This is a genomic window from Lentzea flava (assembly GCF_014648475.1).
GTDB classification, from domain to species: Bacteria; Actinomycetota; Actinomycetes; order Mycobacteriales; family Pseudonocardiaceae; genus Lentzea; species Lentzea flava.
Genome location: NZ_BMRE01000110.1, coordinates 1 through 10,351, shown reverse-complemented (window position 1 = coordinate 10,351; position 10,351 = coordinate 1). Strand labels below are relative to the sequence as shown.

The 10,351-nt window shown below is 65.3% G+C and carries 12 protein-coding genes; 5 read left to right on the top strand and 7 right to left on the bottom strand.

The features are described 5' to 3' along the window. Nucleotides 1-51: 51 nt before the first annotated feature. Nucleotides 52-687: an MBL fold metallo-hydrolase gene (locus IEZ09_RS45270; RefSeq protein WP_189260038.1), complete on the bottom strand. Its 636-nt coding sequence runs from the start codon at nt 685-687 to the stop codon at nt 52-54. Between the two features lie 253 nt (nt 688-940). Between IEZ09_RS45270 and IEZ09_RS45265 the strand changes: the two genes are divergently transcribed. Next, the gene (locus IEZ09_RS45265) at nt 941-1,267 is read left to right on the top strand and encodes a MarR family winged helix-turn-helix transcriptional regulator (RefSeq protein ID WP_189260037.1); all 327 of its coding nucleotides are present in this window, start codon (nt 941-943) and stop codon (nt 1,265-1,267) included. Nucleotides 1,268-2,486: 1,219 nt separating this feature from the next. Here the strand turns inward: IEZ09_RS45265 and IEZ09_RS45260 are convergent. Together IEZ09_RS45260 and IEZ09_RS45255 are read right to left on the bottom strand one after the other, a co-directional pair. Then, nucleotides 2,487-2,705: a hypothetical protein gene (locus IEZ09_RS45260; RefSeq protein ID WP_229813550.1), complete on the bottom strand. Its 219-nt coding sequence runs from the start codon at nt 2,703-2,705 to the stop codon at nt 2,487-2,489. Beyond that, the gene (locus IEZ09_RS45255; protein ID WP_189260035.1) at nt 2,690-3,007 is read right to left on the bottom strand and encodes an amidohydrolase family protein; all 318 of its coding nucleotides are present in this window, start codon (nt 3,005-3,007) and stop codon (nt 2,690-2,692) included. The genes IEZ09_RS45260 and IEZ09_RS45255 overlap by 16 nt, the downstream gene beginning before the upstream one ends. A 350-nt stretch (nt 3,008-3,357) precedes the next feature. Here IEZ09_RS45255 and IEZ09_RS45250 point away from each other — a divergent pair, with 350 nt between their 5' ends. Next, the gene (locus IEZ09_RS45250; protein WP_189260034.1) at nt 3,358-3,789 is read left to right on the top strand and encodes a hypothetical protein; all 432 of its coding nucleotides are present in this window, start codon (nt 3,358-3,360) and stop codon (nt 3,787-3,789) included. Nucleotides 3,790-4,379: 590 nt separating this feature from the next. Here IEZ09_RS45250 and IEZ09_RS45245 read toward each other — a convergent pair. The 3 genes from IEZ09_RS45245 to IEZ09_RS47260 all read right to left on the bottom strand — a co-directional run bounded on the left by IEZ09_RS45245 (nt 4,380) and on the right by IEZ09_RS47260 (nt 7,253). Then, entirely contained in the window at nt 4,380-4,754 is a 375-nt protein-coding gene (locus IEZ09_RS45245) for a YccF domain-containing protein (protein ID WP_189260033.1), read from the bottom strand. Between the two features lie 1,256 nt (nt 4,755-6,010). After that, nucleotides 6,011-6,169 carry a hypothetical protein gene (locus IEZ09_RS45240; protein WP_189260032.1) on the bottom strand — a complete coding sequence of 53 codons (159 nt, stop codon included), beginning with the start codon at nt 6,167-6,169 and terminating at the stop codon, nt 6,011-6,013. Between the two features lie 619 nt (nt 6,170-6,788). Continuing rightward, nucleotides 6,789-7,253: an Rrf2 family transcriptional regulator gene (locus IEZ09_RS47260; RefSeq protein ID WP_229813549.1), complete on the bottom strand. Its 465-nt coding sequence runs from the start codon at nt 7,251-7,253 to the stop codon at nt 6,789-6,791. Between IEZ09_RS47260 and IEZ09_RS45230 the strand changes: the two genes are divergently transcribed. The 3 genes from IEZ09_RS45230 to IEZ09_RS45220 all read left to right on the top strand — a co-directional run bounded on the left by IEZ09_RS45230 (nt 7,212) and on the right by IEZ09_RS45220 (nt 9,557). Next, complete coding sequence (locus tag IEZ09_RS45230) at nt 7,212-8,186, top strand: NAD(P)H-binding protein (protein WP_229813548.1); 975 nt, start codon at nt 7,212-7,214, stop codon at nt 8,184-8,186. The genes IEZ09_RS47260 and IEZ09_RS45230 overlap by 42 nt on opposite strands. Before the next feature lie 67 nt (nt 8,187-8,253). Beyond that, the gene (locus IEZ09_RS45225; protein WP_189260030.1) at nt 8,254-9,036 is read left to right on the top strand and encodes an MBL fold metallo-hydrolase; all 783 of its coding nucleotides are present in this window, start codon (nt 8,254-8,256) and stop codon (nt 9,034-9,036) included. Between the two features lie 161 nt (nt 9,037-9,197). After that, nucleotides 9,198-9,557 carry a hypothetical protein gene (locus tag IEZ09_RS45220; protein WP_189260029.1) on the top strand — a complete coding sequence of 120 codons (360 nt, stop codon included), beginning with the start codon at nt 9,198-9,200 and terminating at the stop codon, nt 9,555-9,557. 309 nt (nt 9,558-9,866) lie between these two features. Here the strand turns inward: IEZ09_RS45220 and IEZ09_RS45215 are convergent, their stop codons facing one another. Further along, nucleotides 9,867-10,286 carry a hypothetical protein gene (locus IEZ09_RS45215; RefSeq protein ID WP_189260028.1) on the bottom strand — a complete coding sequence of 140 codons (420 nt, stop codon included), beginning with the start codon at nt 10,284-10,286 and terminating at the stop codon, nt 9,867-9,869. Nucleotides 10,287-10,351 lie beyond the last annotated feature (65 nt).

Sequence of the window (10,351 nt, the reverse complement as noted above, 5' to 3'; positions counted from 1 at the left end):
CATCCACCACGCCACCAAGATCAACAAGGCGCCGAGGTTGACTTAGGAAACTCACAGGTTGATGCTCTGACCGGGGAGCAGCAGGGTTTCCTCGATGCCGGTGAGGTTGGCCAGGAAGGTACGGGTCGAGTTCTGCCCCAGGTCGCTGAGCATGAGTTCGTGGATCTGGATCATCTGGCGCGGCTTGATCGCCCGAACGTACTCGACAGCATCGCCCAGCTTCGTCCAGGGGCCGCTGGTTGGCAGAAGCAGCGTGTCGACGGCCGCGCGTGGGACGAAGTAAGAGTCGCCGGGGTGGAACACCGTCTCGTCGATCAGGTAGCCGAGGTTGTCGACGAGGGGGATGTCCGCATGGATTGCGGCGTGCTGTTCTCCGTGGATCGTGACGTTGAATCCGTCGACGGTCAGGGCGTCCCCGGCTTTGACGGCTTGAACCCGTCCATCGTGGCTGCCGAGCTTGTCGAGAACCGCTTGCGGCCCGAACACACGCAGTCCGCGGTCGGTGTCCAGTGCGGTGGCGAGCAGGGCGTCGTCGAAGTGGTCGAAGTGCTCGTGGGTGATCAGCACGGCGGTGGCACCGCTGACGGCGTCTTTCGCATCCGGGGTGAACGTGCCGGGATCCAGCACGATCTTGGATCCGTCCTTCTCCAGGACGACGCAGGCATGGGCGAACTTGGTCAGCTTCATGTGGTTCCGTTCAGGCTCACTCGTCAGTAACACAGCAAGACTGTACAGCATTGCTGTATTCGTCGCCCTGTGATGCGCCGCGCATCCGTCGCGCTGGAGCTACGCAGCGGCGCAGCGGCGCACAGCCAGGCTGTACAGTTGACTCGTGGTTGACCGAGATCGCCTGGCGGAGCGGTTGCGGACTTCCGTCGGCAGGTTCGTGCGTGTCACGCGTGCACACACCTACAGCCTCCCGCCACCACTGGCTGAGTCCATGGGTCTGCTCGACCGCGAAGGCGACGCCTCGACCGCGTCTCTCGCTCAGCGTCGTGGGGTGCGCCACCAGAGCCAGAGCCGCACGGTGAAAGACCTGGAGACGCTGGGCTTCATCACCCGGCGGCACGATCCGCAGGACCATCGCGGATTCCTGCTCACCCTCACCGCGCAGGGCCGCGCCGCACTGGATCGGGATCGCAGATCCAGGAGTGACTGGATCGCTCAGGCCATCGGCACGGTCCTGGAGCCTGACGAACAGGCTCAGCTCAGCCTCCTACCGCAACTCCTCGACCGGCTGTCCGACTACGACAGCGGACGGGGATGACCTCCCGAGTGGTGAGCCGCACCCTTTGGTCGCGCCGACCAGGCTGAACGGTACGAGGACCGGCTGACCGGGCTACGGTCTGGCCAGGTGCCCGTGTAGAGGGGTGAGATGCGGCTGGCCCTGGGGCCCTGCATGGCCTGGCTGGTCACCAAAGGGCCCGGATATCAGGTCGCTCTGAGCAGCGCACTCGGGTTCGGCCTCTCTGGCCGTGGGGTCGCTGTCTTGAGCTTCTCGCCGCAGACGGCATCATTGAGTTCGGCGCCATCGCCACGCTGACCGGCTCGGGAAATGTTCATGAGTCTGGCCTCGTCGAGGTCGGGTGGAGACATTGGCGGCTGGGCGAAATATGCCGCTTTGGTGGCGTCTCGTCCTCCGTAGTCCCGAGGTTCGGTCGGATTGACGCCAATGACCGCGGTTCAGGTGGTGGAGGCCGTCGGCAGCTGGTGTGGGCGGTTGCTCAGCGGGTGGTCGCGCAGATTCCGCTGCTCGAGTTCGACCTGCCCTGGCGGCACTGGTTCGGCGTGTTGCTCACAGACATCCGCCGGCGGGCGTTGCACCACCCAGGCATCGCGCGACACCTTGTGGTGCTCGGGCCGGTGGCGGGGACACAGCGGGTGATCGATGGAGGGACGCGGGGGCTGGGGGATGCGGATTTGCCGATGAGGCGGCGATGATCTACAACAACCTCGCGAACACTGCGCTGAGCCTCATCGCGGTCGAGGACGAGCTCAACGCAGATCCGGACGCAGTTCAACCGATTCTGCGTGGCGCGAGGCCCTGGACGGCTCGCAGGCTCGTCTGGGGTGAAGAGGCGGTCCGTGTGCGCCGTGAACGCGTTGAACGGTGTTCTACTGAGACGCCTCTGCCCTGAACGCTCGGTTGGACATATGGGCAACGTGGATGGCGCGTTTGTCGCCTTGCTTGGTGACAGATCGTTAATTAGTTGCCCTAACTGTGGCCTGGGTAGTTCGTGTTGGTGTGCATACACGCCTCCGAGGCACGAGACCGCAGGGAGTGCTGCCCGTCACCGATGGGCTGCACGTGCAGTTCACGTTCCGGCTGTGCGGGGAGGTTGTAGCGGCGGTGCCAGAGCTCACCGCGCGCAGGCTGTGTGCCCGGCTCGCCGCGATTGGGCAGGCCGAGTCGCCATCTCCGATCCGCCCGCTCAGACCTGTGCGACAGTCGCCTCCACTGCCCTGCACGGCCGAATCGCACGCCCTCACGCGGCGGGCCGATCTCGGCGCAGCGCTGCTCGCGCCAGCGGTGCCATGTCAACCCCAAGGCACCGCGAGCTGAACGACTCCAGTGCGTCCAGGTGGTCGGAGCGCAGCCCGTCCTCGTCCACTTCGGTCGCGTGACCGTCGCGCAGCACGATCTGGCCACCGGCGATCGCGGTGTCGACCTCCTGCCAGCCGTCCAGCATCAGAAGGCTCTGCAACGGCCGGGTTGCAGCAGGTAACGCCAATCGTCGGTGCGCATGAGCACCAGGTCGGCGAGATCGCCCGGCTCGATCGACCCGATGCCGGACCAGCCGAGGCTTGCGGCGGGCGCACGGGTTGCCATGGCCAGCACGTTGGTTGGCAGCACTTCGGCGGGATCCCCCGTGCGTTCGGCGCAGCCATGCCATATGGCGCGCATCGCCTCCACCATGCCCGGATGCGGCACCGGCGATCCGATGGTCGACAACGACACAGGGAGTGCCGCACGGCGCAACGTGGTGATCGTGTCGGTCTCGGTCATGAGCGTCTCGGCGGGTGCAGCCGTACTTGGCGGGAGACACGGCGAGCGAGGCGTTCGCTGCGAGCAGCAGCTCCTGCTCCTCGTCATCGAGGAAACCGCAGTGCACGCCGTGAACCTGGCAGTGACCAGACGAAGGTCGTGCAGCCGGCGCAGACCTGTCGTGCCGAAGTGCCAGCGCATCACGTCCGCCTCCGCGCGCAACGTCGCGACGTACGTGACGAAAGGCAGATCGTGTCGTGCGCTGAGATCAGCGAGCCCTTTGCCGAGTTCGTCGGACATGTTCGTGACGTAGACCGTGCCGGGACGGGCTCGCACGAACTTGCCGTTCGGCCAGCTGCACCACCTCCTCGGTGCGCGACAGCAGCTGGTCCGCGTCCCTCGTGCGCGCCGGGGCGTCGGCGCCCGGTTCGCACACGACGTCTCCCGCCCGCAGGCTTACCGCGTACCGGATCCCCAGGTCGGTCGCGGCCTGGGCGAGCGTCGCCGAGCGGTTGATCGAGCCCGTGTCCCCGAGAATGGTTGTGCCGCACCGCAACTGTGTCCACAACGAGTACCGCGCCACGACAGCTGCCACTCTGGGCGTGAGCAGGTCGGCGAGATCGCTCGGGCTGGTGGGGCTCCTCGTCGCCTTGATCGGCAGCTACGTCCTGCGTGTCGCGCCTACGGTGATGCCGGTCGCCGGAGCCCCGCTGGCGCTGGGCTGCCACGGCCTGGAGCAGACAGAGGGCATCGCCTGGTCGTGGCGTGCGTTCTTCGGCGTGGGCGGTATCCAAGTCGGCTAGTTGTACTGACCCGAGACGTTGCCAACGGTTCCACACCTGATCGGATGATTTTGGAATGAGGGAGGCCTCCGGCTTCGGTGTGGATTGCGGCATCTGCACCGGCTAACCCAGGAGGCCCTCAATTCCTCACGCTAACGCACCGCAGACCGAGCAGGGTCATGCACCATGTTTCAGCTCGGAGGCGGTCGTCGTTCGTTGCTCGGTTCGCTGGTGTGCGCGTTCGTGGCGTGCAGGACCTTCGGCCTGCTGCGCGGCGGAGCCCATGGCGATCAACCGGGCCTCGACCTCATCGGTCACCGGGGACGGAACCGGTGGAAGGTCCGCTTCTCGCGCGGGACGGTGGCCAGCACATCGCCGCCGGTCGCTGCGAACCGTTGGCGACCAGCCGCAGCATCTCGCTCGACCCCTCGACCCCTCGAGCCGAGGGCCGACCTCTTCCTTCGGGCCGAGCTCCCCATGCGGCGATCAGACGAGCAGCACCCGTGTCCGCCTGATCGCCGATGCGGGATGCAAACCCGTGGTGGTCAACCTGGCCAATCACATCGCAGTCATGGGCAATGAGTCCTGACAGGCGTGCGCTTCAGAGACCCTCACGGGACTTTGACGATCTCCTTGCCTAGCGGGTTCAGCGAGATCTTCACCATCTTGAAGTTGGCGACGCCGAGCGGGATGCCGATGATCGTGACGCACAACGTGATGCCGGTGACGATGTGGCTGATAGCGAGCCAGAGGCCCGCGAAGATGATCCAGATGGCGTTGCCCACATCCGAACCGGTGCCCGCGCCGGGCTTGTCGACCACCTCGCGGCCGAACGGCCACAGGGCATAATTCGCGATGCGGAACGACGCGATGCCCCATGGGATCGTGATGATCAGGATGTAGCAGAGGAGACCGGCGACCGCGTAGCCGATGGCCATCCAGAGCCCGACGAGCACCAGCCAGATCATGTTCAGGATGAAACGCATGACTCCAATGTAGACTAATTCAAAACTCACGCCACAAAGTGAAGTTTGTTCGCGACAGGCGGAATCGTGCCGACCGTGTTGCCTGGCTGGGCGATGAGCGCGTTTGGGGATCGAGCACACCGTGGTCGCGGTGAACCTGTCGATGCGGTAGGTGACCATGTCCAGCTTGCCGAGGGGGCTCACCACGAAACGGCCCAGTCGCTCGGGGGCGGAAGAACCTGCTCAGCTCGTAACCTCACGCCTCTCGGAACCTTGGGGCATGAGGTCCCCAGGTCCGCGTTCCCCAGCCTCACAACAGGCACACGCGATCCTTTGCGTGATCGAACACTGCACCGTCCGCGAAGGCTGAGAGCAGGCACGAAGTAGTTCCGGGCAGATAGTGGTGACCGATAGGTCCGGACACGCCGGACTGAGTGGACGGGCAGTGTCGCGCCAGGCTAGCATTGAATCCGTTGTACGGCACGAGGAAGCTGTGTCGCTTGTCGAAATGCTGCGAGAAAATGTGAGCCACCCTGATGCACGGTGCCGGTCACGGCAAGGTAGAAGTGGCGAGGCGGACGCGATGACGTCGTTCCGTGGCAGTATTCTCGATCGGAAACGGTGGTCGTGCACGCTGAAGTTCCGCGTGCACGACCACCGGCCCTGACGCCACTGTCCCGGCTTGTGCCGAGTCGGATCTCCCGAGATGGTCAGTCGCACGAGACGGGGCCCTCTCGCACGTTTCGCAGCGCAGGACGCGGTAGCGCGCTGCGTCAGGGCACGCTGAGAACAGTCACCACTCCGGTGATGAACGGAACCGCGCCGGCAACGCGGGCCGCACTCGTGCGGTTGATCAGACGTCCCCCACTTTCGGGCGCAGGGGAACCTGAGAGACGGGTTGCAGGGACCTCTCTCGGGGCTCTGGGGGGACAGGTGGTGGGGCGGCGGCAGGGGTCGCCCCACCCCTCCCAGTCTTGGACTTCCGCGAGCTGCACGGCCTCTTTCGATCAAGCCGGACCGTCGTCCGGCGTGGGCGCTGTTTGGTGGACATTCGGGCCATGCTTCAGCTTTGCTCCGGTTGGAATGCAACCGTCCACAGTAGACGAAATTCAAGATCGTTCGCCAAACCTGCACAGGTCAGCGGGCGATTCGCGTATCTCGTCAAAGTTGTGGAGGTAAGGCGACCTTGCTCGACCGCAAGAGACTCGAACGCAAGAGCGATCAGGGCTCCTGGAAGAGCTCAGGGAGAAGCATCCCAGCTTCGATCGGCCGAGCCGTCATCGATCAAGCGCGACCGACCCCTGCGTGCCCGGCAATTCCACGTCGAGCAGGTTGAGGAGTTGATTGCGGGCGACCAGGCCAGTGCGACTGTGTACGAACTCGGTGACCGGTTCGGCATCGAACGGCGAACGGTCAGCAACATCCTCCAGCGGCACTGCGTACCGATGCGCCGCTGCGGCCTCTCCCCGAGCAGGTCGACGACGCGATCCACCTCTACGACCTCGGCTGCTCCCCGGTGCGAGCTGGCGGCCACCTGGGCGTCAACCACACCACTGTGCTTGAACAAGCTCCATGACCGCGGCACCCCGCCCAGGACGGCTACAGGCGTCTGCGCGTAAGCAGGGGATGCTGGATGACCGAGTGTGATCCCGGAACACGGCACACCCGCGCTGCTGGCGACCGGCGACATCGTGCTGGTGCCGCGCGGCGGCGCGCACGTCCTGTACGACTCGCCCCACGCCGAGGGTGCGGTCCCGTTCGGCGCGGCAGAACCACGACCGCCGCACCTCCTCCTGGCGACACACCGAACCGTCCGGCTCGGCCGACGTGTGGCGACCTGGGCCGGTCAGCGCTCGTTGCGGGTGAGTATGAAGAACTGGGCCTTCGCAAGGCTTTCCACTGCCTGTGGCGATAGTCGCCGTCCGGCCGCGCGAGCGCGTACTCGCGATCGTCGGGAACCCTCTGTTGCTTTTCAGGGCGACCTGGTCCAAACGTTGCCCGCTCAAACCTTTCACCGGATGCGCGTACGGCCTGCGACGTGTCCCATGTGTACCGTCACGGGCTGCCCTTCCGACGGGCTCGGAGGTCGGCGCCATCGTCGCTGTGCACCTCTGCCAGCAGGTGCTGAACAGTTACCTGCTGCAGGGAGGCGGCGATCGCGCCGGCCACCTTCTGGTCGAGCGCGATCAGCGACTTCTGCACGCTTCGTCCGGTAGCGCAGACCGGGTCGGGATCGTGCAAACCGAGCACGGGGTCGGTTCCCTGGAGCAGCAGCCACACTTGGTCGAGGGAGACCCGGGACGGGGTGAGCGCCAGTTCCCAGCCTCCGTGGACGCCGGGGCGCGACCGGACGAGCCCGGCATCGCGCAGTGGGCCCATTACTCGACGGATGTGGACGGGGTTGACGTTCGTGCTTTTGGACAGCTCGTCGGAACTGGCGGGTCGGCCGTCATCGATGCCCGCGAGGTAGGTCAGGACGTGGACGGCCACCGCGAACTGAGTGTTGGTGGATCGGGTCATGCGAACATCTTGCCATTCCGTAATCACTGTGGCTACAGTTCAACTGTAATCATGGTGACGACAGATTGGGTGGGCATGATCGGTATCACGGGAGCTTCCGGCGCTCTGGGGCGTGCCACGGCGGAAGTGGTGCTGCGTAGCGTCGAACCGCGGGAGGTGGTGCTGGTCACGCGCAGGCCGGCGGCACTGGACGAACTCGCTGCCCTCGGCGCGCACGTGCGTCATGCGGACTTCGACGAGCCGCACACTGTCAAGGCCGCGTTCGCGGGGGTGGAACGTCTGCTGCTGATCTCCACCGACAACGTCGGGTCTCGTCTGGACCAGCATCGTGCCGCCATTGACGCGGCGGTCGTGGCGGGAGTGTCGTATGTCGCCTACACGTCCGTGCCGGCCCCGGTGACGGACAACCCGGCAGTGGTGGTCGCCGATCACGCGCTCACCGAGCGGGCTCTGGTGGAGAGTGGCTTGGCGTGGACGATGTTGCGCAACCATTTGTACGCGCATCTCCAGCTGCAGGGGATCCAGAACGCCGCCGCGACGGGGAAACTGTTCACGAACATCGGCGATGGGGCCGCGGCATTCGTGACACGCGACGACTGTGCCGCGGCAGCTGCGGCCGTCCTGACTCGGAGAGGTCACGAGAACACGGCTCTCGAGATCAGCGGCCCCGAGGCCGTGGGCGCCCGCCAGCTCGTCGATCTCGCGCAGGAAATCCGAGGAGACTCCGTTGAACTCGTCCACGTTGACGACGAGGACCTTGCCGCAGGACTGCTGGCTGCTGGTCTGCCAGAACCTGCTGTCCAGTTGGTCACGTCGTTCGGTGCGGCGACACGCGGCGGATTCCTCGAGCACGTCACGACCGCGGTACGAGACCTGACCAGGCGAGAGCCCGCACGATTCGCGGACGTTGTCCGTGCCTTGTCCGCGGTGTGACCCGATTCCCGCGCATCAATCGACCGACCATCAGCGGCGACACGTCGCAAGAGGAGGCAAAGCACTCATGACCGTGAAAGAGAGGCCCCGTAGTCTTCAGGTGCGACGACTCGGCTGGGCCGGCGTCGAGGTTCGCCTGGGCACCACGACGTTGCTGATCGACGCCCTGGAGAACATCGAGGCACTGGAGCCCGTTCTAGGGAAGCCCAAGTGGCCGCTCCCCGCCGTCGACGTGCCGCCCGGCACGCACGCTCTGATCACACATCTTCATCCCGATCACTACGACCGCGAACTCATGCTGCGAGTGGCGGGCACGGGCACGGTCGGCTGCCATGCACCCATTGCCGCGGATCTGCTCGGGGACGGCATCATCGCGATCTCCCAGGAACTCGGCAGGCCTCGTCAGATCGGTGAGCTGACGGTGACGCCGGTTGCCTCACTGGACTGGCGGGGCACGGACTCCGACCAGGTCGCGTGGGTCGTCGAGGGAGCAGGGAGGCGGATCATCCATTGCGGCGACACCATGTGGCACGGCAACTGGTGGCAGATCGCCCGCGATCATGGCCCGTTCGACGTCGCTTTCGTTCCGGTGAACGGCGTGATCGCCAGGTTCGAGGGATACGAGGCCAACGTTCCGGTGACTCTGACGCCCGAGCAGGCCGTCGAAGCCGCCGCCGCGCTCCAGGCCAAGGCGCTCTGCGCCATCCACTACGAGCTGTTCCACAATCCCCCGGTGTACGTCGAGCAACAGGACATCGCCAAGCGACTGCGTCGCTCCGCGGAGAGCCGCGGAATCGAACTCCACCTCGTGGCCGACGGCGGGGGCGTTCCGCTGGCTCACCGATCCTGACGGTTGAGCCACGATGAACCCTCCATTGTGGACCACACCGCGAGTGGCTCGCCGTCCGACGACATCCGCCACGCTGCCTTCACCCACAGTGAGGCTGTTCGCACAGCCGACCCTGAGCATGCTCGATCAGCAAATCTGCCCACACCAACAGGCAAATCCCCATGCACAACGGCGCGAAGTTGGACATTGTCGAAATCAACGGCTTCTCGCTTTCCCGTGTGCATCTGGTGTCCAACGTCAGCCACTGCAAGGAGCTGTTCATCGTGCTTCGCAGGATTGTTGCTGGTGTTGCTTTCGCGCTGGCGATGCTCGGAGGTGTGGCTTCCGCTACCGGGGCGGCCCACGCTGACAGCCTCGAGAGGCAAGGGATCCCGGTCTACGCCCAGTCCTGCAAAGGGGCATACAGCATGCATGCGTTGGCTCAGTGCCGCAGGGATGGCGACGGCCGGTATCCATGCCAGCGCTACGAATGTCGGTCCTGGGAGCAGAACGACACGCTCCAGTTGTGGGTCGGAGACTGAAACTGAACCGTCACCACCGTCAGTCATACTGAACCATCATCGTGCCGCTTGCGAGGACGCGAGGATCGTGGATAGGTCGTGTCGCGCATGGCCGGCTCGCGATGATGTGGGCCGTAGATCTGGAGCGTGAGTTCGAAGGTTGCCATGCGGTTGAGGCCGCCGTCGCGACGTACCTTCGGTGACCATGTGCCGAGATCCGATATGGACTGTGCCGTATCCGTGTCGGACCGGTGTCGGTTGTCGGCCATCGGTGGGTACGGCTGAGTGTGCTTGCTCCAGCCTGGAAGGACGGGCTGGAGCACACCGCTGTTACTGCCCGGCCCCTGTGTCCCGCAGCATGGAGATTTTGGTCAGCTCGGCAGGCGCAACGTGAATGTCATACCCTTGCCGATCGCGCCGTGACATCAACAGAGCCGCCGCGGCCGCGGCAAGCTTGCGCACGATCGCGAGTTCCGCCCCGCGCTTCTGCCGGACAATTCTGATCGTCGCCGACTTGCAGAATTGTGGGTAGCGCAAGGCGTTCACGACGGGGTTGTCGAGGATCTGCCGCAGCCGCAACGCGTGCTGAGGCTCGTGCTCCAGGGCAGCGACCAGGCTGAGCACATTCAGTTGCTGCTCGGCGACACCTTGTTCGATGTCGCGATGAATGCCGATGGTCGTCCGCTGATCACGAAGTCTCCCGACGATGTGCTGTGCGTCGTCGTGGCCACCGGCGACTTCCGCCGTCACCGGAGCTCTCCCGACGGACTTGGCGCAATGACGGCGGCGTGCTGCTGCGGGACGGCATGGTTCAT